Source organism: Rhizobium leguminosarum bv. viciae USDA 2370, assembly GCF_002008365.1.
GTDB classification, from domain to species: domain Bacteria; phylum Pseudomonadota; class Alphaproteobacteria; order Rhizobiales; family Rhizobiaceae; genus Rhizobium; species Rhizobium leguminosarum.
The window spans coordinates 283,191-308,079 of record NZ_MRDL01000046.1 but is presented as its reverse complement, the minus strand read 5'-3'; the positions used below and the strand labels follow the sequence as shown (position 1 = coordinate 308,079).

The window sequence follows — 24,889 nt, the reverse complement described above, 5'->3', positions numbered from 1 at the left end:
GGAGGTATGCGCCAGAGGCGTCCAGCCACTCAGATGTCGAGCGTGCTGTCGCGTTCCCACTGGGTGAAATGCGAGCAATAGGCATTCCATTCCTGATGCTTGAGCTTGAGATAGGCGGCGGAAAACTCAGCCCCGATCGCCTCCTTCAAGCCTTCGTCGGCATCATAGGCACGTAGCGCGTCGAGCAGGTTGAGCGGCAGGCGCGGCGCGTCCTTCACCAGATGCCCCTCGGCATACATGTCGATATCGTAGTGCCGGCCGGGATCGGCCTGGCTGCGGATGCCGTCGAGGCCGGCGGCGATGATGATCGCCTGCAGCAGGTACGGGTTGACCGCACCGTCCGGCAGGCGCAATTCGAAACGTCCCGGCCCCGGCACACGCACCATGTGAGTGCGGTTGTTGCCCGTCCAGGTCACGGTGTTCGGCGACCAGGTCGCGCCCGATGTCGTGCGCGGCGCGTTGATGCGCTTGTAGGAATTGACCGTCGGATTGGTGATCGCAGCAAGCGCGGAGGCGTGTTTCATGATGCCGCCGAGAAAGGTTTTCCCCTGAGCGGAAAGCCCAAAGGCCATTTCCTTGTCCGCGAAGGCGTTTACCTTGCCATCGATGTCCCAGACCGAGATGTGGGCATGGCACCCGTTTCCGGTCAGGCCTTTGAAGGGTTTCGGCATGAAGGTGGCGCGAAGGCCGTGCTTTTCGGCGACCGACTTGACCATGAACTTGAAGAAAGAGTGCTTGTCTGCCGTCTGAAGAGCGTCGTCATATTCCCAGTTCATCTCGAACTGGCCATTCGCGTCCTCGTGGTCGTTCTGATAGGGCTTCCAGCCGAGCTCGAGCATGTAGTCGCAAATCTCGGCAATGACATCATACCGACGCATCACGGCCTGCTGGTCGTAGCAAGGCTTCTCGGCTGTATCGAACTGGTCTGAAATCACCGAGCCGTCAGAAGAGATGAGAAAGAACTCGGGCTCCACGCCGGTTTTCACCCGGAGCCCTTCTTTCGCAGCTTCAGCGACCAGTCTTTTCAGCAGCACACGCGGCGCCTGTTCGACAGGCTTATCGTCCATGACGCAGTCGGCGGCAACCCATGCGACGTCTTTCTTCCAGGGTAGTTGGATGACCGAGGAAGCATCGGGAACCGCGAACAGGTCGGGATGGGCAGGCGTCAAATCGAGCCAAGTTGCGAAGCCCGCGAAGCCGGCGCCATCTTTCTGCATATCGGCGATGGCTTCTGCGGGGACCAGCTTGGCGCGTTGGCCGCCGAACAGGTCGGTATAGCTGATCATGAAATATTTGATGCCTTTGTCTCTGGCAAAAGCAGCAAGGTCCAGTGTCATTCTCGTTCCCCTTTGGATTTCTTGGAGACACTTTGGTTATGGATGCGAGACGGCCGGGACGTCTGCCCGGCCGGTAGAAATCAGTAGCCTCCCTTGCCGGGATACCAGTTTGTGCCGGCGAGCGGGATCTGGGCCATGGCGGCGGCCTCCATCGTTAGGGCGCAAAGATCTTCCGGTTCCAGGTTGTGCAGGTGGTTCTTGCCGCAGGCGCGCGCAATGGTCTGGGCTTCCAGCGTCATAACCTTCAGATAGTTGGCGAGACGGCGGCCGGCGGCGATTGGATCAAGCCGCTTCATCAGTTCCGGGTCCTGCGTCGTGATGCCGGCCGGGTCTTTGCCTTCGTGCCAGTCGTCATAGGCGCCGGCCGTCGTGCCGAGCTTTTGGTATTCTTCTTCCCAATGCGGATCGTTGTCGCCGATCGCAACGAGCGCCGCCGTGCCGATAGCAACGGCATCGGCACCCAGCGCCAGTGCCTTGGCCACGTCGGCGCCCGAACGGATGCCGCCCGAGATGATCAGTTGCACCTTGCGATGCATGCCGAGATCCTGCAGCGCCTGGACCGCGGGGCGGATGCAGGCGAGCGTCGGCATGCCGACATTCTCGATGAAGACATCCTGCGTCGCGGCGGTTCCACCCTGCATGCCATCGAGCACCACCACGTCGGCACCGGCCTTCACGGCCAGCGCTGTGTCGTAATAGGGACGCGCGCCGCCGACCTTCACATAGATCGGCTTTTCCCAGTCGGTGATCTCGCGCAGTTCCAGGATCTTGATTTCGAGGTCGTCCGGGCCAGTCCAATCCGGATGGCGGCAGGCCGAGCGCTGGTCGATGCCCTTCGGCAGGTTGCGCATGTTGGCGACGCGATCGGAGATCTTCTGGCCGAGCAGCATGCCGCCGCCGCCGGGCTTTGCGCCTTGACCGACAACCACTTCGATCGCATCGGCGCGACGCAGGTCCTTGGGATTCATGCCGTATCGCGACGGCAGATACTGGTAGACCAACGTCTGTGAATGGCCGCGCTCTTCATCGGTCATCCCGCCGTCGCCTGTCGTGGTGGAGGTTCCGGCAATCGTCGCGCCGCGTCCGAGCGCTTCCTTGGCATTGCCGGACAGGGCGCCGAAGCTCATGCCGGCAATGGTGATCGGCGTCTTCAGGTGAATGGGCTTTTTGGCAAAGCGCGCGCCGAGGACGACCGACGTGTCGCACTTCTCACGGTAACCTTCGAGCGGATAGCGCGAGATCGATGCGCCGAGAAACAGCAGGTCATCGAAATGCGGAACCTTCCGTTTGGTGCCGGCGCCACGGATGTCGTAAATGCCGGTCGCCGCAGCTCGGCGGATTTCCGCCAGCGTGTAATCGTCGAAGGTCGCGGACTTGCGCGGCGGGGTATAGGGGTTGTGATAGCTCATGATGGTCCCTCGCCTTAATATGCGTCAGCGTTGTCGATATTGAAATTGTAAAGCTTGCGGGCGGAGCCGTAACGCTTGAATTCCTCGGGCCTCACTTCGGTCACGCCCGCCTTTTCGAGAAGTTCGGCCAGCTTGGTCAGATGCTCGGGACGCAGCTCCTTTTCGATGCAATCGGCACCCAGGCTCTTAACCGAACCGCGCACGAAGAGCTTCGCCTCGTAGAGCGAATCCCCAAGCGCATCGCCGGCATCGCCGAGCACCACGAGGTGGCCGGACTGGCCCATGAAGGCGGACATGTGGCCGATATTGCCATGAACGACAATGTCGATGCCCTTCATCGAGATGCCGCAGCGCGATGCCGCATTGCCCTTGATGACAAGGAGGCCGCCGCGGCCGGTTGCGCCGGCATACTGGCTGGCATCGCCCTCGATGACGACTGTTCCAGACATCATGTTTTCCGCAACACCCGGACCTGCCGAACCGTGAACGGTGACGGTCCCGCCGTCGTTCATGCCGGCGCAATAATAGCCGACGGACCCCTTCACGTCGACCGTGACCGGCGCATCGATGCCGACGGCAACCGAATGGCTGCCGCGCGGATTGACGACTTCGAAGGAAAGATCGTTCGATCCGTTCTGGATGTTGTGCAGGGCGCTGTTGAGTTCGCGTAACGGCGTAGTGGCAAGATCAATGACAGGCATGTTTCAATAACCCTTGGAGAATGCGCATGAGGTGCCGGTCAAGCGACCTTCTGGTGATCCCAGAAATAGACGGTTGCAGGCTCCGGCTCCCAGACCCGGGCATTCTCGATGCCGGGCAGATTGACGAGCGCCCGGTATTCCGAACCGAATGCGACATACTGGTCCGTTTCGGCCATGACAGCGGGCTTGCAGGCAATTGCGTCGCGCACGACGCCGAAGCCGGATTTCGTGCCGACGACGAAGGTGAAGAAGCCATCGAGGTCATCCACCGCGCCTTCGAGCGCCTGGCCGAGATTCTTGCCCTTGGCCATCTCTGCCGTCAGATAGGCGGCGGCGACCTCGGTGTCGTTTTCCGTTTCGAAGGTCATGCCTTCGCGCTTCAGCTCGCGGCGCAGATTGTTGTGGTTCGAGAGCGAGCCATTATGCACCAGGCATTGGTCGGAGCCGGTGGAAAAAGGATGAGCGCCGAGCGTCGTGACGGCCGATTCGGTCGCCATGCGGGTATGGCCGATGCCGTGGGTGCCGGCCATTGAATTGACCGCGAAGCGGGAGACGACATCCTTTGGCAGGCCGGTTTCCTTATAGATCTCGATGGCGTCGCCGCTGCTCATGATGCGAACGTTCGGACGCAGTTCCGCAACGGCTGCCTTGCCGGCGTCGAGCAGGTCCTTCGCAAGCGTGATGACGGCATGCGTACTCTTCACCTGGATGGCGACCGGTGCGCCAACCGCCTGGCCGAGTTCGGCCTCAAGCCCGGCGAAATCCTTCTTCGGATTGGCCGACTGGATGGTGATCTTGGCATTGTTGCCGCTGGCGTCGCCATAGATCGCGATACCGGCGCTGTCCGGCCCCCGATCCGTCATCGTCACCAGCATGGACGACAGGAGCGCGCCGAGCTCCGGTTCGAGACTTTTATCCTTGAGGAAGAGACCCACAATTCCGCACATGACCAGACCTCCATTCGTGTTGAGAAAGGACTAGCAGGTCTGTTTTGGGATTTCAACTCGGAAGAAATATTTTTTCTTTTAAGGCAAGTCAGCCTTTCGAGCTCCGCTGAGGATAGGTGATGATCGAAAGGTACTTGCTAGGCAGTTTCACCAGCTGCTCCGGCCCATGCGGTGCATCGGCATCGAAGAACAGGCTGTCGCCCGGCTCCATCTGGAAAAGCTGGTCGCCATGGCGGTAAACGACCACGCCTTCCAGCATGTAGAGAAATTCCATACCCTCGTGCTGAAAGGTCGGGAAGGTGTCGGAATCGGCCGTCAGTGTGATGAGATAGGGCTCGACAATGACGCCGCTGGTATTGTTGTCGATATGGCCGAGCAGATTATATTGATGGCCGGCGCGCGTGCCGCGCCGTTCGAGCTCGATGCCCTGCCCCGCCTTGACGAAGACGGCATTGCGCGGTTCCTCATAGCGGCGAAAAAAGGCAGTCAGCGGTACGCCGAGCGCCCGCGACAGTGATTGCAGCGTCGTCAACGACGGCGAGATGTTGCCGTTCTCGATCTTCGACAGCATGCCGAGCGAAATGCCGGTGGCGGCGGCCAGATCGGTGACCGTGATGCCGAGTTTCTTGCGGTAGGCGCGCACCTCATGGCCGATCGCCATTTCGAGGTTGTTTTCCTTCGGCTCGCGAACGGCGTGCGGGTCCTGGGAAAAGGGAGCGCGTCCGCTAGGCGCCTGTTCCGGTTGCTCTGCCGCTTTACGGTTGGATTTCATGGGTTTTCCACTGCCGCCTTTTCTTTTGTCCAAGACAACCCTATCGTCATAGTGAAAATTTCTCAACCGTGAAGAAAACCTATTCCCGCCGCGCTTCGCGCGGAGCGATGCCGTAGAGGGCACGGAACATCCGGGAAAAATGGCTCAGACTGGAAAAACCGGTAGCCACCGCGATTTCCGAGACGGAAAGCGGGCTCTGTTTCAGCAGACGATGGGCATGCTGTAGCCTGATCCTGCGGTATTGATCGAGGAAGGTGGTATTGAGCTGGGCAGCAAAGAGCCGGTCGAGATGGCGGGTGGTGACGCCGGCGATGCGCGCCATGGCGGCACGCTCGAGCGGCATCTCGATCGTCTCCTCCATCCGCTCGAGAACGCTGAGCAGGCCGGGATGATAAACGCCATAACGCTCCGCCAGCGAGGCGCGCTGGGGTGCGGCGGGTTCGTTGACCTCTGTATGAAGATACCAGTCGCTGACGCGGCGGGCGAAATCCGGCCCCATGCGCTCGGCGATCAGCACATGCATCATGTCGAGCGGTGCGATGCCGCCGCCGCAGGTAATCCGGTTGCCGTCGATCATGAAGCGCGCCTGGCGCGGCGTGAGGTCCGGGAAGGCTTCAAGAAGGGCTGCGGCATGCTCCCAGTGGATGGTGAAATCGCGGCCGCCAAGCAGACCGGCAGCGGCCATCAGATAGGGGCCGCCCGAGATGCCGCCGATCCTCACACCTTCGCGCGACAGCTGCCGCAAGCAGGCAAGTACGCCGGGATACCGCCAGTCGCGGGGCAACCCGCCGGCGCAGACGAAGGCCGTTCCGAGCCCCGCGCCCCTGACGGGCAGAGGTTCGGCGGGGACGCTGACGCCCGAGGAGGAAAGCGCCGGGGCGCCATCGGGCGAGAAGATCTGCAGCCGATAGATCTCACGTCCGGCCAAGAGATTTGCCGCCCTGAGCGGTTCGGTCGCCGAGGCATAGGACATCAGCGCAAATCCCGGGATAAGGATGAAGCCGATCGTCTGGGTATTTCTGCTATCAAGTGAGGACATGTCTCTTTCTTAGCGATTTATGTCCCTAACGTGCAAGTCTACCCGCTTCTTTCTGGCATCATGCAGCCGTTCATTTCGGATTGACCCATGCGCTATTCCGCTCTTTCGATTTTCCTGAACGGCCTTCGCGGTAACAAAAGCTGGGCGCCCGCCTGGCGCGACCCGGCGCCAAGGCCGCATTACGACGTCATCATCGTCGGTGGCGGCGGCCATGGTCTTGCCACCGCCTATTATCTTGCCAAGGAATTCGGCGTCACCAATGTCGCCGTCCTCGAAAAGGGCTATCTCGGCTCGGGCAATATCGGCAGGAACACGACGATCATCCGTTCGAACTATCTGCTGCCGGGCAACAATCCCTTCTACGAGCTGTCGATGAAACTCTGGGAGGGGCTGGAGCAGGACTTCAACTTCAACGCCATGGTCTCGCAGCGCGGCGTGCTCAACCTCTTCCATTCCGACGCCCAGCGCGACGCCTATACGCGCCGCGGCAACGCCATGCGGCTGCACGGCGTCGACGCCGAGCTTCTCGACAGGCAGGCGGTGCGCCAGAAATTACCCTTCCTCGATTTCGACAATGCCCGTTTCCCCATTATGGGCGGCCTGTTCCACCCGCGCGGCGGCACGGTGCGCCACGATGCGGTCGCCTGGGGTTATGCGCGCGGCGCCGATCAGCGTGGCGTCGACATCATCACCCAGTGCGAGGTGACCGGCATCCGCAGCGAAAACGGCCAGGTGACCGGCGTCGAGACCAGCAAGGGCTTCATCGGCTGCGGCAAGCTGGCGCTTGCGGCAGCCGGCAACTCCACCGTCGTCGCCGACATGGCCGGCCTGCAGCTGCCGATCGAAAGCCATGTGCTGCAGGCCTTCGTTTCCGAAGGGCTGAAGCCGTTCATCGACACGGTCGTTACCTTCGGCGCCGGGCATTTTTACGTGTCCCAGTCGGACAAGGGCGGCCTCGTTTTCGGCGGCGATATCGACGGCTACAATTCCTATGCCCAGCGCGGCAATCTCGCTTCGGTCGAACATGTCGCCGAAGCCGGGCTGGCGATGATCCCTTCCTTGTCGCGCGTGCGGTATCTGCGCTCCTGGGGTGGCGTCATGGATATGAGCATGGACGGCTCGCCGATCATCGACCGCACCCATATCGACAATCTCTATCTCAACACCGGCTGGTGTTATGGCGGCTTCAAGGCCACGCCCGCCTCCGGCTTCTGCTACGCCCATCTGATTGCCCGCAATGCGCCGCATCAGACCGCCCGCGCCTTCCGGCTCGACCGCTTCGCGCGCGGCTACCCGATCGACGAAAAGGGCGTCGGCGCCCAGCCCAATCTGCACTGAGGACTTTCGACGATGGCAAGCCTGATTTCCTGTCCCCATTGCGGCGCCCGACCCAAGGAGGAATTTTCGATCCGCGGCGATGCCGGCCTTATCAGGCCGGCGCCGGATGCCGGTGCGGAGGCCTGGTTCGATTATGTCTATCTGCGTGACAATCCGAGAGGCCGGCACAGCGAATACTGGCACCACTCCTCCGGATGCCGCCGCTGGCTGATCGTCGAACGCGATACCGTCACCCATGCGGTCCACGGCGTCAGGGATGCCGCCCTTTCGAAGCTCGGCGGAGAACCGGCATGACGAGCTTCCGTCTTTCCTCCGGCGGCCGCATCGAGCGCGCCACAACACTCGGCTTCACCTTCGACGGCAGACCGCTCGAAGGCCATCCGGGCGACACGCTCGCCTCGGCGCTGCTTGCCAACGGCGTCCAGCTCGTCGGCCGCAGCTTCAAATATCACCGCCCGCGCGGCATCCTGACGGCGGGGGCCGCCGAACCGAACGCGCTGGTGACGACAGGCAGCGGCGGGCGCACCGAACCGAATACGCGCGCGACGATGATCGAGCTTTACCAGGGGCTGACGGCAAAGAGCCAGAACCGCTGGCCCTCGCTCGGCTTCGATGTCGGCGCCGTCAACGGGCTGCTCTCGCCCTTCCTCAGCGCCGGCTTCTACTACAAGACCTTCATGTGGCCGGCGGCCCTCTGGGAAAAGCTCTACGAGCCGGTGATCCGCAAGGCGGCAGGCCTCGGCAGGGCCTCCTACGAGGCCGATCCCGATACCTACGAGAAATGCTGGGCGCATTGCGACCTGCTGGTGATCGGCGCCGGCCCTGCTGGTCTTGCCGCAGCGCTGACCGCGGGCCGCGCCGGTGCGCGCGTCATCCTCGCCGATGAGGGAGCCGAACTCGGCGGCAGCCTGCTTTCCGACAGCGGTTCTGTCGACGGCAAGCCGGCGGACGCGCTTCTCGGCGAGCTGCTTGCCGAGCTGGAGGGACTTCTGAATGTGCGCCGCCTGCCGCGCATGACGGTGTTCGGCTGGTACGACGACAATGTCTTCGGCGCGGTTGAACGGGTGCAGAAGCATGTGGCGATGCCCGATCCGGATCGTCCGGTCGAAAGATTGTGGCGCATCGTCGCCCACCAGGCGATCCTTGCGACGGGCGCCGAGGAGCGGCCGCTCGTCTTCGGCGGCAACGATATTCCCGGTGTGATGATGGCAGGCGCCATGCGCAGCTATCTCAACCGGCAGGCGGTCGCGCCCGGCAGAAGCACTGTTATCTTCACCACCAACGATGCCGGATATCGCACCGCTGCGGATCTTGAAGCAGCCGGTCTCAAGGTCGCGGCGATCGTCGACAGCCGAGGCGATGCGGCCGAGAGCTGGCAGGGTCGCGCCGAAGTGCTGAAGGGCGCCAGGGTCATCGATGCGATTGGCGGCAAGCACCTGCGCGGCGTCAGCGTTGAGGCAGCAGGCGGCACCCGTCGGATTGAAGCGGATGCGCTTGCCATGTCGGGCGGCTGGAGCCCGATCATTCATCTTGCCTGCCATCGCGGTGCAAAACCGCAATGGTCGAACGAGGCCTCGGCGTTTCTGGCGCCTGTCCAGCAGGAAGGTCTGACCGTTGCCGGCTCGGCCGCCGGCATGGTGCAAACCGCGACCTGCCTCGGGGATGGCGCCGCAAAGGCAGCTGCCGCGTTGAAGGCGATCGGTCTGGCATCGGCGGAGCCGGCCTTTGCTCCGGCGTCCGAGACGGCTGCACAGGCAAAGCCGCTCTGGTCGATCAAGGGCTCGAAGGGCAAGGCTTTCGTCGATTATCAGAACGACGTGCATCTCAAGGATTTGGGTCTCGCCGTCCGCGAAGGCTACGGCCATGTCGAGCTCGCCAAGCGTTACACCACAAGCGGCATGGCGACCGACCAGGGCAAGCTTTCCAACATCAACGCCATCGGCATTCTCGCCGAGGCGCGCGGCGTGTCTCCCGCCGAGGCGGGAACGACGACCTTCCGGCCCTTCTATACGCCGGTTTCCTTCGGCGCCTTGACCGGGGCGTCGCGCGGCAAACATTTCCAGCCGGCGCGCAAATCGCCGCTGCATGGCTGGGCTGAGAAGAACGGTGCGGTCTTCATCGAAACCGGCCTGTGGTACCGTTCCTCCTGGTTCCCGCGCCCCGGCGAGACGACATGGCGCGAAAGCGTCGACCGCGAGGTGCTGAATATCCGTAAGAATGCCGGCCTTTGCGACGTCTCGACCCTCGGCAAGATCGAAATCTTCGGTAGGGATGCCGCGACCTTCCTCGATCGCATCTATTGCAACGGTTTCGCCAAGCTCGCCGTTGGCAAGGCGCGTTACGGCATCATGCTGCGTGAGGACGGCTTCATCTACGATGACGGCACCACCAGCCGGTTCAGTGACGACCATTTCTTCATGACCACGACGACGGCACTTGCCGCTGGTGTGCTGACCCATCTCGAATTCTGTGCCCAGACGCTCTGGCCGGAACTCGACGTCTGCTTCGCCTCCTCGACGGATCAATGGGCGCAGATGGCCGTCGCCGGGCCGAAGTCGCGCGCCATCCTCTCCGAGATCGTCGACGGGGACATATCGGATGCGGCCTTTCCCTTCATGGGCGCTCGCAAGGTCTCGCTCTTCGGCGGCGGGCTCGAGGGCCGGCTCTTCCGGATCTCCTTCTCCGGCGAACTCGCCTACGAGCTGGCCGTACCGGCCGGCTATGGCGAAGGCGTTGCCGACGCGATCATGGCGGCGGGCGAGAAACATGGCATCTGCGCCTATGGCGCCGAAGCGCTCGGCGTCATGCGCATCGAAAAGGGTCATGTCACTCATGCCGAAATCAACGGCACGGTAACACCAGGCGATCTCGGCTTCGGCCGTATGGTATCCGCCACCAAGCCGGATTTCATCGGCAGGGCAATGCTGGCCCGCGAAGGCCTGCAGGATCCCGAGCGGCCGCGCCTCGTCGGTGTCAAGCCGATTAATCCGGCGACCGGCTTCCGCACCGGCTCGCATATTCTTGCCGACGGCGTTGCGGCGACGCTCGAAAACGACCAGGGCTACGTGACATCAAGCGCCTTTTCGCCGGGGCTCGGCCATACGATCGGCCTGGCGCTCGTCAGGCGCGGGCCGGAACGCATCGGTGAAAAGGTGACGGTCTGGAACGGCCTGCGCAATGAATTCACCGATGCGGTGCTCTGCCATCCCGTCTTCATCGATCCTGAAAACGAGAAGCTCCATGCGTGATCTTCCGCAACATAAACCGGTTCTGGCCGGAACGGTCTATAACGGCATCTCGGAGGCAGGCATCCGGCTGGCAGCCCTGCCGGAGGGCCATCTCCTGCATGTGCTGGGCGCCATCGAGCCATCCGCGCTCGCCGCGGAATTGGTGAAGGCGGGTTTTGCTGAGAGTTCGATCCGCAAGGCGGGCTTCCGGCAATGGTTCGTCGCCGGCGACGAACCGCTTGTCCCGGCCAGCCTCGATACTCTCGCCGCAGCGCTTGCGGGAAAGGCCTACGTCATGGACCAGAGCCACGGGCGCGTGCGTATCGGCGTTTCCGGCCGCTCTTCGCGGGCGCTTCTTTCAAAGGGAACTGCCGTCGATCTCGATCCTTCCGTCTTTCCGGAAGGCCATTCTGTAATGACGATGGTCGGTCATCTCTCGGTGCAGATCGTCCGCACCGGCGATGACAGCTTCGAGCTTACGGCGCTGCGCAGCTTTGCCGAAAGCCTCTGGGACGATCTTACCCATATGGCGGCGAGCGCTGAAAAGGATAGCGTCTGATAGAGCCGGGTTTCGATCGTTTTTAAGCTGTATGCAGCGCGGCAGCACCGACCCATTCGGGGCGCTCCGCCCCTTGCAGCTCTTCGACCGCATCGGCGGCAAAGCTTGGCACGACACCGGTCCACAGCAGTGCGCCATCGGGATTGGAATGTCCGTCGCCCTCGAGCTTGTAGATGCTTTCGACGATATACTGGCCGTCATTGTTCAAACCCTTGATCTCGGAAATCTCGATCACCCGGCGCCGGCCGGTGCGCTTGAAACGGGCGATCTGCACGACGACGTCGACCGCCGAGGCGATCTGGGCGCGCAGCGGCCGAAGCGGCATGTCGATGTCCGACATCAGCGCCAGCGTTTCCAGCCGGTGCAGGGAATCATAGGGCGTGTTCGCATGCACCGTCGAAAGGCTGCCGCTGTGGCCGGATGTCATCGCCTGGATCATATCGAGCGCCTCGCCGCCGCGGCACTCGCCGACGATGATCCGGTCGGGCCGCATGCGCAGCGACGAGCGGAACAGGTCTCGGATGGTGGCGCCGCCGCGACCGAAACGGTCGGGCTTGGTCACTTCGAGATAGACCACGTGTTCCTTGCGGATCTGCAGTTCGGACGTGTCCTCGATGACGATGACGCGCTCGTGGTCGGCAAAGGCTTCCGACAGCGCGTTCAGCATCGTCGTCTTGCCGGTGCCGGTGCCGCCGGAGATGATGACGTTTTTCTGTAGCCCGACGGCCGCCTGCAGCAATGACAGCGATTCCTCGGTCAGGCTGCCCTGGGTGACGAGGTCGCGGATGCTGCGATGTTCTTTCAGGAAACGGCGAATGGAGATGCAAAGCCCAGTACGGGCGGCCGGCGGCTGAATCATCTGTACGCGCGAACCATCCGGCAGACGGGCCTCGATGCTCGGCTCCTCGGGCGTCAGCCGCTTGCCTGAGAACTGCGCGATGCTGCGTGCGGCCGATTCCAGGTCCTCACGACTGGCAAAGCGCGTATCGGCGCGTTCGAGCTTGCCTCGCCTTTCGACGAAGATGTCAGATGTCCCGTTGATCAGGATTTCGGAAACGCTCGGATCATCGAGGAGAAAACGGATCGGCCCGAGCAGCTTGTCCAGCGCCCGGGTCAGGACCTGGAAGGTTGCCTGTTCGGCAGCGTCGTCGGAAACGGCTTTCATCAGAGCGGCATCCCGACCAGGACCGTACTCATCCCGAATAGTGTCGCCATCATTTGAACCGCGGTTGGAAAGAACATCATCAGTGGAATGAGGACCAATCCAAGTATTAAGATGCTGCTCATCGTTTCCATCGTTTTCTCTCCGGATCGACTGGCGGGCGATACCCACCATTTGACGAAAGCTTAATCCAGATCGCCAAACAACGCCATGGCTAGGCCCCGCGAAGGCAGTCATTATGGGCACAACACGCCGTTTCTTCTATCGCCTTGAAAGAATTGACCAATTATGGAGCAGTAGACGATGCCCTGCGCGGTTGACGAAAACTTAGCCCGCGCAGCTAAAATCGCAACTTGTTCAAGCGGTTAGTTAAAAAAATGTGACGTCAACTGCGATTGTGCCGGTGATGCCTCCAAGACAATTGGAACCCTTCGTTTCGTTTGCTTGACGGAGGGCTGGCCTTGGGCGCACTCTTGGGTCTTAATGGTGTTGCTCAACAAGCGTTGGCCGTCGGGGAAGATAAGCTGAAGCAGAAAATGTCATTGGAACGAGCAACGTGCTGGTTCGGATCGATAGCGTATGCTTGCTTAATCTTCGCCAAGGTCTTCGATCCGAAACAAACCTAGGAACGAGGAATACGCAGATGTTTGGAAAACTCAAGACTCTCGCAATTGCACTTCACAAGGACGAACGCGGCGACATGGCCCAGATCGTCCTGGCCGTTGCCCTGATCGTCATTCCGCTGATGCTGCTTCTGCTCGCATTCGGCAAACAGATCGGCGAATGGTTCAACGAAAAGAACACGGCGCTCTCGGATGCCGAGAGAATTCCTGAGCCGGGTCAATAAGCGGATCAGTGTCATGGATATGACCTATGATCTGACCCTGATGCCTGCAGCGGCGGCTCTTGCCGTCGCCTGCACCATGACCGCGGCGGTGCTCGACCATCGTCACGGTCATATCCCGAACGCCGTCACCTATCCCTGCTTGCTTGGCGGGTTGGCGCTGGCGGCGATCGGAAGCGGTCCGGCAGGGATCGGCCTGGCTTTTGCCGGTCTCCTTGCAGCCGGTTTGATCTTCTTCATCGCCTTCGCAGCCGGAAGCTGCGGCGGCGGCGACGTCAAGCTGATGGCGGCGCTCGGCGCCATTCTCGGTCTCTGGCCCGCCATCGACGTCACCCTTGCATCGCTCATGGTCGGTGGCGTGATCGCTGTTTTCTCCATGGCGCGGCGTGTTCAGTGGAGCGTGCTAGCCCGAACGGTCGGATTGTTCGCCCTGCTTCTGCCCGCCGGTTTTCGCGATGCCGCTTCAGTGCTGAAGCCGCGCGAAACCCATCATACCGTCCGCTTCGGCGTTGCCGCTGCTCTCGGACTTCTCTGGTGCCTTTTCATGCCTGATTTCACCCCTCTTTCACTCGTGAGGTAACGGCAATGCGCGCGGAACTCGAACGCCCCATCTTCGACGGTGCCTTCTGGAGTTCGATCCTGCACTCACGGACCTTCTGGATCCCTGAGGATCACGGCGCGCTCCTCGGTACCTTTGCGATCGCCATGATGCTGCTTGCCTCGATGCTGCTGCTGCCGCGGCTTTCCGCCCGCCGGCGCCGGATATCGGAGCTTCACGGCGATATCTCCGGCAGCACGACGATGATGGATTTCGTGCTTGTCACGCCGGTCTTCGTCTTCTTCATGTTCGTGGTCTTCCAGTTCACGATCCTGGCAAAGAACCACCTCTTCACTCACTATGCCGCCTATGCGGCGGCCCGCAGCGCCCGCGTCTATTTCTGCCCGGCCCTGCCGATCACCATCCGGAGCTTAATCGACGCCAAGACCTGCGATGACGACGCTGCACCCGGCAAGGCCGATCTTGCCGCCCGCCTGGCGCTGATCCCGGCCGCACCCTACGACCAGCTGAAATGCGTCGGCGCCTGCCAGCCGCCGGAAGAGGCGCTGAAAAGCCTTGCCGACGCCTCGGGCCTTTCGAAGAACTGGCGCGCGATGCGCAACCAGGCCCGCTACATGTTCGATCCGCAGAACGTCACCGTGACCGTCGATCGCGCGCCGATGGCGCTCTATGCCGCGATCAACCGCTCGCCGCACGTGCCGGTCACCGCCAAGGTGGAAGCGCGCTTCCTGCTGCTCGAATATGCCGGCTGGGTCTTTGCCCGCGGCCAGAGGAAGGACGGACGCTACTACACGATTTCGACGGCGGAGGTGAACCTGCTATGACACCGACCTTCATCAAACGTCTGCACCGCGACGAACGTGGCTTCCTTTCGCCGATCATCCTCTACATGACGATCGCGCTCGCACTGATGATCGTCTGGATCCTGAATACGGGACAGATGATCTATGACAAGCAGCGCACGCAGGACACGGCGGATGCCGCCGCGCTCGTCCATGCGGACTGGGAAGCCCGCTATCTCAACATCATGGCGATGAACAACGTCGCTTCCTCGCAGGCCACCGTCGTCATGGCGACCTCGGTCGCCTTCCAGCTGACGACGGCGGAACTGGCCCTGCGTTCGACCGCCATTCTGGCGAAGCTCGCACAATATTCATTTACAGAGGGCTTCGGGCCGGCGTCGCTTCTGCCGCCGCTTCCGCCGATGCCTTATTGCCCCGGCTGGCAAAAGGTCCCGATCGTCGGCGGCATCATCTACGGCGCTTGCCTGGCATTCCAAGGGTTCCGGGCGACGGAAGCCACCAAAGCGATCGCATATACGGTGGCGGCGCAAATCAAATATGACCCCTTGGGCCTCATCAACAAGTCCAGCGACATCATCGATGCGATGAACGATCTCAACGACTACCTCGTCGAGAGCTTCCCACAGCGCGTCGGCAACGAAGCCCTGCACTTGGTGCGCCTGAACAAGTCGGACCACGTCGTGTTCCATCCGCCGTGCGAATCCTGCGACGGTGCAGGAGAAGGTGCCGGCGGCAACCTGCCGGTGGATCGCGACGGCATCAATCCCGTCTCGGCCTACGCTGAAATGTGCCGCGCCATGAGCAATGGCACGGAGGGACAGGACCCGTTCCTCATGCGCGGTGAGTTTGCCAACCGCGGCTTCCCCAACGGCAAGGGTCCGCTGACGGCAGGCGGAGTCGATGGCAGCCATATCCGCGACTGGGTCAACCACGAAAGCGGCGTCGACGATGCGCTGGTGGAGTTCTACATCTTCTATGAAGCCTTCGGCCCGGCCTACCTGAGCAAGATCCCGTTCAAGGCGATTGTCGAACAATATGCCGGCGATCTCGGCTTTTGGGAAGAATTGGCGCTCGATGTCAGCTTCTGGCTCGCAGACAAGGTCTTCGGCGTCGGCTTCGGCATCACCAACCCCTTCCAGCTGCCGATCGACGTGCCGCCGCGGTATTCTGATGCGCAGACGTCCGACGAGAACGATTTCACCCGCAAGTTCGACATGATCTGGAACCAGGTCTGCGGCCCGGCGGGCGGCGCGATCTCCGTGACGGGTGCCAATCTGCCTCTCGTCTCCTTCCCGAAGCCCTACTGGCTGAAGGGACGCATCCCTTTCAACTTCACGCCCTTTGGCGGCGAGCAACTGGACGACTATCAGACCCTGGCGGTCGTTTCACGCGCGCCTCGCGCCCGGCTGCAGATCCGCATCTTCAAGGACAAGACGCCATCCGCCTATGCGCTGGCGCAGAGCTGGGTCCACAATTACACGGCCTTCGATCTCTACACCCAGGACTGGCTCGCATCGCTTGCCCCCGCCACACTGGCCGATGATATCGGCCAGGTTTCGAACACCATCAAACAGAGCCCGGCCGCCGACAGTTTTACCGGCTTGACCCGCGTCTTCGACCAGGGAGGAGCCAATGCCTGGGCTGCCGTCAACACCCACTGAGCCTATGGGCGGTCCTCCGGGCCGCGGGCTGCTGATGCGGCTGCACCGCGACAGGCGCGGTCTTGCCTCGATCGAATTCGTGCTTGCCGCGCCGGTCATCTTGCTGATCGTGATTTTCGTCATCCACGCGAACAAGATTTCCACCAAGAAGGTCGGAACCATGGTTGCGATGCGCAACGCCGCCTTCGCCGAGGCGAATGGACTGGACTGCACGTCGGATTTCTCGAACGTCTTTCCGATCCCGACCCTGCCGGCACTGCCCGGGGGCGACGCCATGAGCTGTTCGCGCACACCGTCGCATGAAGGCGACGGCGACCCGCAGCGCACCTTTGTCTGGGACGACGTGCAGAACACCCTCAAGAGCGACGGCCGCGACTTCGGCGATATGGTCGGCGACCTCGCCAATGAAAAGCCGCAGCTCGTCACCGCGACGGCCGACCGCGTCTACAAGTTCAGGGATTCCGACGATCTCGACACGATCAGGAGCATCCGCTGGAAGGATGCGTTTACGGTAGACGACGCAACACTCTTTGCCTCCCACAACAACGATACGACGCGCCGCGGCTACGATCCGACCCTGCGTCGGGAAATCCGCGATGTAGCCAGCGATTCCGGCGATCTGTTCGACGGCGTCTTTCCGGGAGCGAAATAGGATGAGACAGGGCGCGCGCATCTCTTTCCGTTTCGCCAGCCATCTCATCGGTTTGGCGCTCGTCATCGGGCTCGCCGCCGCCGTCGCCACACCGGGCCGCGCCGAGATCTACAAGGATTTGAGGGTAACGCTGAATTCGATGCTGGCCGGTATCGTCGGCGCGCCGGAACGCGCGCCGCGCGATCTTGTCATCAACGGCCAGCCGCTGGAATTCACGCCCTACCAGAGCGATCGCAGCATTTCCGATATCACCGACGAATGGCTGCGGGTGCTGGCCGTCAATACCCGGCCTGCCCTGCCCAGGAGCAACGACAGAGAGGAGCTGACCGCCGTCATTGCCGCCAACATGCTGATCGTCCCGAAGACGAGCCGGATCCGCGACGATCTTGCGGTGGTGGTTCGGTTCTTCGACGGCGACGGCGAGGCAGCCCTCGATTATATGAGGCGGCAGGATCCCAAGAATCCTTCGGCAAACGGGCCGATCCCTGGTGTCTCGATCATGATCCGTCGTCCCGCCGATGCGCCGATGACCGAAGTGCTGATGAGCCGCTTCGACGATGTTGCCTCGACGCTGCCGGCCTTCGCGGCTCCAGCCGATGTCAGCAAGCTGCCGATGTCGCTGCGTCCGCCGGCCGGTGTCGAAGTGCTGAGCGATATCGGCGATCGCGACAAGGGCCACACGTCGCGCACGGTCGTGTCGAAAGGCACACTCACCGCCTCGCGCTGGTCGGATCAGCGCGCCGATCTTCTGGTCCGCGACGGTTTCACCATCGAGACGCCGCCAGCCCAGCGCGGCGGGGTCACCGCGCTTTATGGCCGGCGCGGCAGCGTCGAGGCCAATGTTCTCTACACCAGCAGCAAGACCGACGGCCGGACCGTCGAGGTCATTCAAATCAGGCAACCCTTCGTCGAAGGAATAACACCATGAACTGGAAGCTCATCGCGGCCGTCATCGTCGGGCTCATCACGGGCGTTCTGCTCTACTTCTGGACCGAGAGCGTCAAGAACGAGCAGGTGGCCTATGCCTTCATGCGGCTCCAGCCCGACAGGAAGGTCACGCGAGGGCAGGCGATCACGCCCGACATGCTCGCCGAACCGGTGATGCTGCCGGAAAGCTTCGGGGCGCTCGCCAAGCTCGCGGTGCCTGCGGCCAGCGCCTATCAGGAATGGCTGAAGGACAGGACGGCTGCGAGCGATATTCCGGCCGGCTCGGTGCTGCTCTTCCAGTATTTCGACGATACCGACGGTGGACGCCTGACGACGATGATCGCGCCGGGTAAACGGGCGCTCACCCTTCCCGTCAACGCGGCCGCGGCCGTCGGGCATTTCGTCGAGCCGGGCAGCTATGTCGATATCATCGGCACGGTCGACGAACCGGTCGAGCCCGTGGCGCCGGCCGCTGCGACCCAGCCGGGGGTCCCTGGCCAGCCCGCTGCCGTGCCAGGTCAGCCTGCCGTTCCGGGCCAGGCGCCGGCCGCGACCGGACAGCCGCAGGCTCCAGCGCAGCCACAGTCGCCGGTCGAGCAGATGCTGAAGAATTATCTCACCCAGTATCCAGGGGCCGACGAGAACGATGTCAACGCCTACCGCAAACAAGCGCAAGATTATAAACTCGGCATCAGCTCGCGCACCCGCGTCGTCACCCGCACCTTCCTGCAGAATGTCAAAGTGCTGGCCGTCGGCGCGGCGACGACGGCCGAGGGTGCAGTCACCAAGGCCAACAGCACGTACAACAATGTGACCGTCGAAGTGACGCCGTCGGAAGCTGAAATGCTGATCTTTGCCATGGGCCAGTCGAACGGCAGCCTCAATCTGGTGCTGCGCAATCCGGCCGACAATACCGTCGAGGACCTGCCGAGCATCAACTGGACGCGCATGTGAGCGTCGCGGGGGAATGAGCCATGCTGTTGAAGATTTCCTATGAGGACGGCAGCGGTCGGGAGGTGATCCCGCTCTCGGCGAACGAGACCTATTTCGTCGGCGAAAGCAGCACGCTGACGCTGCCCGCCGGGGCGGGCGTCGTGCGGCTGCGCGGCAGCCACGTCTCTTCGCCGCAATTCGTGCTGCGAAAGTCGGGCCAGGGCTGGTCGGTGCAGCATCATGGGCGAAACCCGACGCGCGTCGACGATCAGCCGCTTCGAGCCGGCACGCCGGTTGCGGTTTCGGCCGGCATGTCGATCTGGGTGCCGAACGTTACGATCGAACTCGTCGAGCCGGCCGCGGCCCCCGTCGCGGTCACGCAGTTTCCGGACCAGGAACGTGTGCTGGCACTGCAGATGGAGATCCATGAGCGACTGCTAAAAGACACGCAATATGACCGGCTGGTAAAATCCTCCGATTTCGGCCGCGAGGAGACGCGCAGCCGCATCCGCGAGCGTCTCGACATGTTCATCAAGGAGGCGCTCGACAGCGCGCCGCAGGATCTCGTCATCCTCGTCATCAAGAACGCCGTCTATCGGTGGCTGGCAAAACGCATCGCCCGCACCGGCCGGCGGGATGCCTCGTCGAATGCCGCGAGCCTCTCGCGCGAGGAGCAGGACAATCGCCGCCTGTTCGATGTCGGCAAGGCGCTGATCTCAGCCCTGCAACTCAAGCTCAACTTCGAATCCACCCGCTCGGACTTCGCCCAGCTCGATACCCGGTTCAGCGCTGCCTTCCAGTCCAGGCAGGCGCTTTTCAACGCCGGCGACCGCTATGAGATCGCCCATATGCACCTGCGCTCCAATATCGAGGAGCTGATGTATCGCTGGGGGACGATCTCCGAGCTGATGGATCTCGACGTCATCTCGGAAATCATGGTGACGCGTTATGACGAGATCTATGTCGAAAAATTCGGCCTGCTGGAGCGGTACCCTTTCGCCTTCGCCAATGAGCGGCAACTGATGAAGGTGATCGAGCGCATCGCCGTCGATTCCAACCGCTCGATCAATGAGAGCGAGGCGATGGCCGACTTTCGCATGCCGGATGGTTCACGTGTCAACGCCGTCATTCCGCCACTGGCGGTCAAGGGCGCCTGCCTCACCATCCGCAAATTCGGCGGCAAGTCGCGGCTCGATATCAGCAAGCTGGTGACCGCCGGCGCGCTCAGCGAGCCGATGCGCGCATTCCTCGAGGCCGCGGTCCGCTCGCGCAAGAACATCGTCGTCTCGGGCGGCACCGGCTCCGGCAAGACGACGCTGTTGAACAGCCTGTCGCAGTTCATCCCGGTCGGCGAGCGTGTCGTTGCCGTCGAGGACACGTCGGAACTGCAGCTCGACGGCATCCATGTCGTCTATCTGCAATCGCGGCCGAAGACGGCGGAGTCCGAGACCAGCGTCACCATCCGCGACCTCGTACGCAACGCGCTGCGCATGCGGCCTGATCGCATCATTGTCGGCGAGTGCCGTGGTGCGGAGGCGATCGACATGCTGCAGGCGATGAACACCGGCCATGCCGGCTCGATGACGACGGCGCATGCCAACACGCCGCAGGACATGATGACCCGCCTGGAGGTGATGGTGCTGCAGGGCCAGAGCTCGCTGCCTGTGATGGCGATCCGCCAGCAGATCGTTGCCGCCGTCGAGCTCGTCGTGCAGCTCAACCGCCTGGCGAACGGCCGGCGTGCCGTCACCGAAATATCAGAGGTGATCGGGATCGATCCGGATACCGGCCTCATCATCGTCGAGCCGATCTTCAATCTCGTCGGCCGCGCCGGCGGCCAGGCCGTGCATGCCTTCACCGGCTACCTGCCGAGCTTCGTCGCCGAGCTCGTCGAGTTCGGCGAGGACGGCGAGATCGAAAAACTGGATATGTTCGTCTAGAGCGGTTCAGGTTTTTGCGGAAGCGCAGAACCGCTCTAAGCTTTTGTTTTTACGCAATTCCCGGCAAAAGCACTTCACACTTTTCCTGGAATTGCTCTGAGGGGGAAGCCATGGATATCAGCATTCTGCAGATTTTTACGGTCGCCCTCGGCGCGGTGACGGCGGGACTGCTCGTCTGGGGCGCGCCGGTGCAATGGCCGGCGCCGCTGCTGCGCGCCACCGAACGTGACATCGCGCTCGCCAGCGAGGCGGCGCAGGTCTTCGGGCGCGATGCCGTTCCGCCTTATACGATGATCCTCGCCTACGGCATCACGGCGATCGTCGTCTTCGTGGTGGTCTCGCTGATCTTCGGTCCTATCCCAGGCATCATCGTCGCCATCCCGGTCGCCATCTTCCTGCCCAAGGGCGTGATCCGTTATTTTCTGCAGCGCCGCTGGCTGCAGATCGAATCGCAGCTTCCTTATGCCGTCGACCAGATCGTCTCGGCTGTGCGCACCGGCAAGCCGCTCGCCATAGCCGTCAATGCGGTGGCCGATACCGGCCAGATGCCGGCCTCGCGCGAGTTCGAGCGCATTGCCCGCGAACAGAAGCTCGGCATCGGTCTGGTCGAGGCGCTCGACCGCCACGGCCGCAATGTGCCGAGCCTGCACTTCAAGATGGTCGATGCGGCCCTCGGTCTCTTTGCCCGCCAGGGCGGCGATATTTCCGAACCGCTGACGGAAATGTCGAAATCCTTCAAGGAAATCTGGAAGCTCGATCAGAAGATCACGACCTCGTCGTCGCAGGCGCGCATGAATTTCCGCGTCGTCAACGGCGGCGCGCTGTTCATGATCCTGATGATCTTCTTCGGCCAGCCGGAACTGATCGACAAGGTGTTCGGCAACGCCATCGGCATCGTCATCGCGATCGTCGGCGCCGTTCTCTATGCCACAGGTTTCTTCTGGATGCGCTCGATGATGAAGGTGTCGGTATGATGTCCGAGATACCCCTCGCCCCGATCGCCGTCGTCTTTGCCGGGATCACCGCTGCACTGTTCGTCTGGTGGATCGGCGATCTGCTCGGCAGCATCCAGGTGGTGCGCCGATCTGCGGGCGGCGATGGTCCGCCGCCGAATATCGTCGACAGCATCGGCATGCGCACGCCTGTTGAATTCGTGCTGACGCATTTCGAGCCGCTGCTGGCCGATTACGGGGCGCAGCTGGAGCAGAAGCTGATCTATGGCGGCCGGCCGTTCGGCGGCGTGACGGGGCGGGAATATATCGCGCTTCTCGTGGTTCTGAGCCTCTTCGGCTTCGTCGTGCTCGGCGTGCTGTTCGGCATTGCCAGCGGCAGCGTGATCGGCGGGCTCGTTGCCGGCCTGATCCTCGGCCTGATCCCCGCCATCTATTTCTGGGTTGTCGCCGACGACAAGGCGCAGGACCGCAAGGAACGCATCTCGCGCGAATTTCCCTATTTTCTCGATCTCGTCGTCATGACGCAGCAGGCGCAGGCGACCCTGCCGGAAAGCCTGAGGCTTTATGCCGAGGCGGCACCCGGTACCGTTATGAGCGAGGAGATCGACCAGACGCTGAAAGACGTGGCGCTCGGCACCGGCATGATCGAGGCGTTGCAGCGGCTGGAACGCCGTATGACCGCCGAGGAGGTCATCCGCGTCATCCGCGCCGTGATCCAGGGCGAAGTCGAGGGCAGCAACCGCGTCGAGCTGCTGCGCGAACACGCGCGCGACCTGCGCTTCCGCCGCTGGGAAAAGGCCGACAGGGCCAGTGAAAAGCTGAAGGCCAAGATCGTCATGCCGGCGATGATGATCGTCGTGTCGATCCTGCTTCTGGTGCTGGCCCCGGCAATTGTCGAGATGATGTCGAGTGGGATGTTCTGATCATGGTCTTTTCCTTCTTTCGCGGAAACAAGCCAAGCCTTCTGCAGACCGGTCCCGGCGGCCAGAGCCGCAGCCATGTGCTCGACCGGCCGGAAATGTCGATCGGCCGGGCTTCGAATGCCGATATCGTCGTCGACGATCCGTTCCTGGCGCCGATCCATGCGCGCATCGAGCGGCAGAGCGACGGCGGCTTCATCATTCGCCGCATGGGGCTGAACCCGATCATGCTGCGCGGCGAAGCATTGTTGCAGACGGCGTCGCTGAAGGCCGGCGACAGCTTCCGTCTCGGCAAGGATGTAGAATTCCAGTTCGTCGTCAAAGCCGCCGCCAAGGAGGCGCCGAAGAAGGAGGCTTCCAAGGCAAGTGACGACAAGCCGAAAAAGTCGCTCCTCAAGCAGCCGGCCTTCCTGGCCGGCATGGGGGTCGCCTATCTCGCCATCGTCGGTATCATCGGCTACGTGATCCTGTCCGACAGCGGCAGCGCGGAAAGTGGCCCGACGGCAGAGCGCATCAATGCGGAAGCCGGCCGCATTCCGACATGCATCAAGAATGCCCGACGCATGCGCCAGGTTTCCGAGCAAAGCTTTAACGGCGCTGTCGGCGGCCGCGTCGGCAGGGATGGCGACGCAACCTATGCCGCCCTTTCGCTTGCAGCCGAACCGTCTGACGACGCGGCGCTGGCAAAAGCCGCCGAGCCGATCGTCGAGGCCTACAAGCGTACGGCACTCGCAGCCCTGGCCTCGGAAAATCGCGGCAACAATACGCTGGCGCAGAGCCTCTACCAGCAGACCTACGATCTCGTCCCCGACATCAACTGCTCGGCCGCGCGTTTCGCGCTGCAGCGCCGCGCCGCCACGAAGCCGCCCGCCCGCCGCTGATCGACGACACAAGTTCGTCGAAGCGGTTTGCTGCAAGACGAGCGGTTGACCGACTATTCCCAGCGCACCCCATGCATTTAAGTAGGTACACCTGGGAAAGCCGACGCAAAAGTTATCGAGCTCGACGGGTCCGCGTAGCCATCGTTTTGTCGACGAGACGAGCGGTCACATAAGCGAAACATGCGACCGCGCTGAGAAACACTGAGAATGCGAGAGGGCTATTCAATCCAATCGACGCCGCAACCGGCTTGAAAACGCCGATCGCACCTCGATGTAGGATGTAGATTGGGTAGGAGATATACCCAATCCACGTCGCCAACGCCTCTGCTTTTGCAGGCATCTCCAAAAAGAGGCCAAGCATTACGATGAGCGGCGCCAAGGCCATCGCGAACATCAAGTCGTAGTAAGGCCGCAGCACGACAGGAACCGGCGCCGCAATGCAAATCATCAGAAGAAGGCATGGCACAATGGCGGCCCAGCCCTTCCTCCAAGCGGGCATTCCGCCGAATAGACGGCTTATCACGACCCCTGCGGTAAATGAAAACATCACCCTTGGCAGGCCACCTACCGCTGAGGGCCACTCCCAGCCAATATTCAACATACCGTATTTAAAACCGACAAAAACCAAAAATGCAGCCGAGACCAATGCAACTCCGCAGAGGGCGCGGATAGAGAGCCGAAAAAGCCACAGGGCGAAGACTATATTCACCAACAGTTCCCAGAACATCGACCATGCTGGACCGTTGATTGGAAACATTCCTTGCATCGGGTTCGCTTGAAGGAAGTACATTGGGCTGGGCAGAAAGAACGTGTTCGCAGTCGTTGACACCAGCAGGTCGATGACACTTTGATTTCTCAGCCCCCAGCTTGTTAACAGAATGATCTGGATGAGGCCGACCAAAATTCCGATCAAATAGAGCGGATAAAGGCGCTTGATGCGGGCCGCCATAAACGACTGGAACAGCAGACCGCGCGAGAGTCGCTTTCCATAAATTTCGGCGATAATAAATCCGCTGAGAACGAAGAAAAAGTCGACGGCTAGATAGGCTGATGGCGCATAGCTCTCCCGGAAATGTGTAGCGACAACACAAATAGCGGCAAATCCGCGCATTGCATCGAGCGTATAGTAACGGTTGCGGTCGGCAACCGAGACTCCTACATCGTCCATCGCCTGTGGCGAATAACCGCGGTCGAGGCTAGTCATCTTATGGATTATCCTATTACGCGTTGTGTCTGAGGGGCGTTCGGATGCGGTGGATGAGAACGTCACCGAAGCGACGTTCTCATAATTTCAGATGACTGCTTGAGCGCCAGATCCTTCAAAT

At 62.0% G+C, this 24,889-nt stretch carries 23 protein-coding genes; 15 read left to right on the top strand and 8 right to left on the bottom strand.

All coding sequences use genetic code 11. From position 1 onward, the window contains the following. Positions 1-29 precede the first annotated feature (29 nt). From glnT to BS629_RS23385, 6 genes are all read right to left on the bottom strand, one after another. Positions 30-1,337: a type III glutamate--ammonia ligase gene (glnT, locus tag BS629_RS23410; protein WP_018246142.1), complete on the bottom strand. Its 1,308-nt coding sequence runs from the start codon at positions 1,335-1,337 to the stop codon at positions 30-32. An 80-nt stretch (positions 1,338-1,417) separates the two neighbouring features. Beyond that, on the bottom strand, positions 1,418-2,746 hold the full coding sequence (locus tag BS629_RS23405) for an FMN-binding glutamate synthase family protein (protein ID WP_003548137.1): 1,329 nt from the start codon (positions 2,744-2,746) through the stop codon (positions 1,418-1,420). A 14-nt stretch (positions 2,747-2,760) separates the two neighbouring features. After that, positions 2,761-3,447: a GltB/FmdC/FwdC-like GXGXG domain-containing protein gene (locus BS629_RS23400; RefSeq protein ID WP_003548139.1), complete on the bottom strand. Its 687-nt coding sequence runs from the start codon at positions 3,445-3,447 to the stop codon at positions 2,761-2,763. A 38-nt stretch (positions 3,448-3,485) separates the two neighbouring features. Then, on the bottom strand, positions 3,486-4,394 hold the full coding sequence (locus tag BS629_RS23395; protein WP_018246143.1) for a class II glutamine amidotransferase: 909 nt from the start codon (positions 4,392-4,394) through the stop codon (positions 3,486-3,488). An 88-nt stretch (positions 4,395-4,482) separates the two neighbouring features. Beyond that, on the bottom strand, positions 4,483-5,166 hold the full coding sequence (locus BS629_RS23390) for a helix-turn-helix domain-containing protein (RefSeq protein ID WP_018246144.1): 684 nt from the start codon (positions 5,164-5,166) through the stop codon (positions 4,483-4,485). Between the two features lie 79 nt (positions 5,167-5,245). After that, complete coding sequence (locus tag BS629_RS23385; protein ID WP_018517791.1) at positions 5,246-6,205, bottom strand: GlxA family transcriptional regulator; 960 nt, start codon at positions 6,203-6,205, stop codon at positions 5,246-5,248. Positions 6,206-6,292: 87 nt separating this feature from the next. Here BS629_RS23385 and BS629_RS23380 point away from each other — a divergent pair, with 87 nt between their 5' ends. Genes BS629_RS23380 through BS629_RS23365 form a run of 4 tightly spaced genes read left to right on the top strand, consistent with a single transcriptional unit; the run spans position 6,293 to position 11,329 of the window. Continuing rightward, the gene (locus BS629_RS23380; protein WP_018246146.1) at positions 6,293-7,543 is read left to right on the top strand and encodes a sarcosine oxidase subunit beta family protein; all 1,251 of its coding nucleotides are present in this window, start codon (positions 6,293-6,295) and stop codon (positions 7,541-7,543) included. A gap of 12 nt (positions 7,544-7,555) precedes the next feature. Next, positions 7,556-7,837, top strand: coding sequence for a sarcosine oxidase subunit delta (locus BS629_RS23375; RefSeq protein WP_018246147.1), 282 nt, complete (start codon positions 7,556-7,558; stop codon positions 7,835-7,837). Continuing rightward, positions 7,834-10,791, top strand: a complete 2,958-nt coding sequence (locus tag BS629_RS23370) for a sarcosine oxidase subunit alpha family protein (protein ID WP_018246148.1) — start codon at positions 7,834-7,836, stop codon at positions 10,789-10,791. The genes BS629_RS23375 and BS629_RS23370 overlap by 4 nt, the downstream gene beginning before the upstream one ends. Then, positions 10,784-11,329, top strand: coding sequence for a sarcosine oxidase subunit gamma (locus BS629_RS23365; RefSeq protein ID WP_018246149.1), 546 nt, complete (start codon positions 10,784-10,786; stop codon positions 11,327-11,329). Before BS629_RS23370 ends, BS629_RS23365 begins: the two co-directional genes overlap by 8 nt. A 22-nt stretch (positions 11,330-11,351) precedes the next feature. Here BS629_RS23365 and BS629_RS23360 read toward each other — a convergent pair whose 3' ends face one another. Continuing rightward, complete coding sequence (locus tag BS629_RS23360; protein ID WP_026188734.1) at positions 11,352-12,728, bottom strand: TadA family conjugal transfer-associated ATPase; 1,377 nt, start codon at positions 12,726-12,728, stop codon at positions 11,352-11,354. A 406-nt stretch (positions 12,729-13,134) separates the two neighbouring features. On the opposite strand from BS629_RS23360, the gene BS629_RS23350 reads away from it, so the two are divergent. The 11 genes from BS629_RS23350 (at position 13,135) to BS629_RS23300 (ending at position 23,564) form a co-directional block, all read left to right on the top strand. Then, positions 13,135-13,338 (top strand): hypothetical protein, encoded by a 204-nt coding sequence (locus tag BS629_RS23350; RefSeq protein ID WP_018246152.1) that lies wholly within the window; start codon positions 13,135-13,137, stop codon positions 13,336-13,338. A gap of 13 nt (positions 13,339-13,351) precedes the next feature. Continuing rightward, positions 13,352-13,915 carry an A24 family peptidase gene (locus BS629_RS23345; RefSeq protein ID WP_018246153.1) on the top strand — a complete coding sequence of 188 codons (564 nt, stop codon included), beginning with the start codon at positions 13,352-13,354 and terminating at the stop codon, positions 13,913-13,915. Between the two features lie 5 nt (positions 13,916-13,920). Then, complete coding sequence (locus BS629_RS23340; protein ID WP_018246154.1) at positions 13,921-14,718, top strand: TadE/TadG family type IV pilus assembly protein; 798 nt, start codon at positions 13,921-13,923, stop codon at positions 14,716-14,718. Then, on the top strand, positions 14,715-16,358 hold the full coding sequence (locus BS629_RS23335) for a TadE/TadG family type IV pilus assembly protein (RefSeq protein WP_018246155.1): 1,644 nt from the start codon (positions 14,715-14,717) through the stop codon (positions 16,356-16,358). The genes BS629_RS23340 and BS629_RS23335 overlap by 4 nt, the downstream gene beginning before the upstream one ends. Further along, positions 16,330-17,010 (top strand): TadE/TadG family type IV pilus assembly protein, encoded by a 681-nt coding sequence (locus tag BS629_RS23330; protein WP_018246156.1) that lies wholly within the window; start codon positions 16,330-16,332, stop codon positions 17,008-17,010. The genes BS629_RS23335 and BS629_RS23330 overlap by 29 nt, the downstream gene beginning before the upstream one ends. 1 nt (position 17,011) lies before the next feature. Continuing rightward, positions 17,012-17,938, top strand: a complete 927-nt coding sequence (locus BS629_RS23325) for a hypothetical protein (protein ID WP_018246157.1) — start codon at positions 17,012-17,014, stop codon at positions 17,936-17,938. Further along, complete coding sequence (gene cpaB / locus BS629_RS23320) at positions 17,935-18,891, top strand: Flp pilus assembly protein CpaB (RefSeq protein ID WP_018246158.1); 957 nt, start codon at positions 17,935-17,937, stop codon at positions 18,889-18,891. Before BS629_RS23325 ends, cpaB begins: the two co-directional genes overlap by 4 nt. A 20-nt stretch (positions 18,892-18,911) precedes the next feature. Beyond that, entirely contained in the window at positions 18,912-20,810 is a 1,899-nt protein-coding gene (locus BS629_RS23315) for a TadA family conjugal transfer-associated ATPase (RefSeq protein WP_018246159.1), read from the top strand. 110 nt (positions 20,811-20,920) lie between these two features. Further along, positions 20,921-21,784 carry a type II secretion system F family protein gene (locus tag BS629_RS23310; protein WP_018246160.1) on the top strand — a complete coding sequence of 288 codons (864 nt, stop codon included), beginning with the start codon at positions 20,921-20,923 and terminating at the stop codon, positions 21,782-21,784. Then, positions 21,781-22,686 carry a type II secretion system F family protein gene (locus BS629_RS23305; protein WP_018246161.1) on the top strand — a complete coding sequence of 302 codons (906 nt, stop codon included), beginning with the start codon at positions 21,781-21,783 and terminating at the stop codon, positions 22,684-22,686. Before BS629_RS23310 ends, BS629_RS23305 begins: the two co-directional genes overlap by 4 nt. A gap of 2 nt (positions 22,687-22,688) precedes the next feature. Beyond that, entirely contained in the window at positions 22,689-23,564 is an 876-nt protein-coding gene (locus BS629_RS23300) for an FHA domain-containing protein (RefSeq protein ID WP_018246162.1), read from the top strand. Positions 23,565-23,676: 112 nt separating this feature from the next. Here the strand turns inward: BS629_RS23300 and BS629_RS23295 are convergent, their stop codons facing one another. Further along, positions 23,677-24,768, bottom strand: a complete 1,092-nt coding sequence (locus BS629_RS23295) for an acyltransferase family protein (RefSeq protein ID WP_018246163.1) — start codon at positions 24,766-24,768, stop codon at positions 23,677-23,679. Between the last annotated feature and the right edge of the window lie 121 nt (positions 24,769-24,889).

Bases quoted from the DNA above. Each gene is read 5' to 3' on its own strand.
- glnT (WP_018246142.1), bottom strand. From the start codon at position 1,337: ATGACACTGGACCTTGCTGCTTTTGCCAGAGACAAAGGCATCAAATAT.
- BS629_RS23405 (WP_003548137.1), bottom strand. From the start codon at position 2,746: ATGAGCTATCACAACCCCTATACCCCGCCGCGCAAGTCCGCGACCTTC.
- BS629_RS23400 (WP_003548139.1), bottom strand. From the start codon at position 3,447: ATGCCTGTCATTGATCTTGCCACTACGCCGTTACGCGAACTCAACAGC.
- BS629_RS23395 (WP_018246143.1), bottom strand. From the start codon at position 4,394: ATGTGCGGAATTGTGGGTCTCTTCCTCAAGGATAAAAGTCTCGAACCG.
- BS629_RS23390 (WP_018246144.1), bottom strand. From the start codon at position 5,166: ATGAAATCCAACCGTAAAGCGGCAGAGCAACCGGAACAGGCGCCTAGC.
- BS629_RS23385 (WP_018517791.1), bottom strand. From the start codon at position 6,205: ATGTCCTCACTTGATAGCAGAAATACCCAGACGATCGGCTTCATCCTT.
- BS629_RS23380 (WP_018246146.1), top strand. From the start codon at position 6,293: ATGCGCTATTCCGCTCTTTCGATTTTCCTGAACGGCCTTCGCGGTAAC.
- BS629_RS23375 (WP_018246147.1), top strand. From the start codon at position 7,556: ATGGCAAGCCTGATTTCCTGTCCCCATTGCGGCGCCCGACCCAAGGAG.
- BS629_RS23370 (WP_018246148.1), top strand. From the start codon at position 7,834: ATGACGAGCTTCCGTCTTTCCTCCGGCGGCCGCATCGAGCGCGCCACA.
- BS629_RS23365 (WP_018246149.1), top strand. From the start codon at position 10,784: ATGCGTGATCTTCCGCAACATAAACCGGTTCTGGCCGGAACGGTCTAT.
- BS629_RS23360 (WP_026188734.1), bottom strand. From the start codon at position 12,728: ATGACTGCCTTCGCGGGGCCTAGCCATGGCGTTGTTTGGCGATCTGGA.
- BS629_RS23350 (WP_018246152.1), top strand. From the start codon at position 13,135: ATGTTTGGAAAACTCAAGACTCTCGCAATTGCACTTCACAAGGACGAA.
- BS629_RS23345 (WP_018246153.1), top strand. From the start codon at position 13,352: ATGGATATGACCTATGATCTGACCCTGATGCCTGCAGCGGCGGCTCTT.
- BS629_RS23340 (WP_018246154.1), top strand. From the start codon at position 13,921: ATGCGCGCGGAACTCGAACGCCCCATCTTCGACGGTGCCTTCTGGAGT.
- BS629_RS23335 (WP_018246155.1), top strand. From the start codon at position 14,715: ATGACACCGACCTTCATCAAACGTCTGCACCGCGACGAACGTGGCTTC.
- BS629_RS23330 (WP_018246156.1), top strand. From the start codon at position 16,330: ATGCCTGGGCTGCCGTCAACACCCACTGAGCCTATGGGCGGTCCTCCG.
- BS629_RS23325 (WP_018246157.1), top strand. From the start codon at position 17,012: ATGAGACAGGGCGCGCGCATCTCTTTCCGTTTCGCCAGCCATCTCATC.
- cpaB (WP_018246158.1), top strand. From the start codon at position 17,935: ATGAACTGGAAGCTCATCGCGGCCGTCATCGTCGGGCTCATCACGGGC.
- BS629_RS23315 (WP_018246159.1), top strand. From the start codon at position 18,912: ATGCTGTTGAAGATTTCCTATGAGGACGGCAGCGGTCGGGAGGTGATC.
- BS629_RS23310 (WP_018246160.1), top strand. From the start codon at position 20,921: ATGGATATCAGCATTCTGCAGATTTTTACGGTCGCCCTCGGCGCGGTG.
- BS629_RS23305 (WP_018246161.1), top strand. From the start codon at position 21,781: ATGATGTCCGAGATACCCCTCGCCCCGATCGCCGTCGTCTTTGCCGGG.
- BS629_RS23300 (WP_018246162.1), top strand. From the start codon at position 22,689: ATGGTCTTTTCCTTCTTTCGCGGAAACAAGCCAAGCCTTCTGCAGACC.
- BS629_RS23295 (WP_018246163.1), bottom strand. From the start codon at position 24,768: ATGACTAGCCTCGACCGCGGTTATTCGCCACAGGCGATGGACGATGTA.